Source organism: Thermococcus sp. 21S9 (assembly GCF_012027635.1).
Taxonomy (GTDB): domain Archaea; phylum Methanobacteriota_B; class Thermococci; order Thermococcales; family Thermococcaceae; genus Thermococcus.
On record NZ_SNUS01000029.1, the window covers coordinates 1 to 474 of the forward strand.

The window sequence follows — 474 nt, forward strand, 5'->3', positions numbered from 1 at the left end:
ATCTCGCTGTTGTGCGACTCGATGAATTCCTTCGCAAACGAAAGCAGAATTTCACGGCCGTTCCTGCCGGTCTTGTACGCGTGCTCGAACGCGCGATCGCCGAGATCCTGCGACAGCATATGGCACTCGAACAGGATTTCCTGCTTGTTCTTGATGTAATAATAGAGCGCGGGCTTGGTCACGCCAAGCGTCTTGGCGACATCGTCGAGCGACGTCGCATGATATCCTTGCGAGCTGAATGCGCGCGCCGCCTCTTTCAGCAAGGCGGTTCGCTTCAGATTGAATTGCTGGTCGCGGGTCTGAACGGTGTCGTTCCACGCGGCAAGCTGACGGTCACGGCCAGACACCACCACTCCTAGAATTTCATTGCGAGAACAGCAGCGCTGATCCCGGCACAATTGAGCTGATTCGGTCAGCTTTTATCAACGCGAATACCCATCGCAAGTCAAAGATTGCGGGCGATGATGAGTTTCT

Annotated in this window: 1 protein-coding gene; it reads right to left on the reverse strand. The window is 54.9% G+C overall.

The features are described 5' to 3' along the window. Positions 1-347 (reverse strand): TetR/AcrR family transcriptional regulator (locus tag E3E28_RS10805; RefSeq protein WP_206203904.1); only part of this gene is annotated, 347 nt, incomplete at its 3' end. Positions 348-474: the final 127 nt, after the last annotated feature.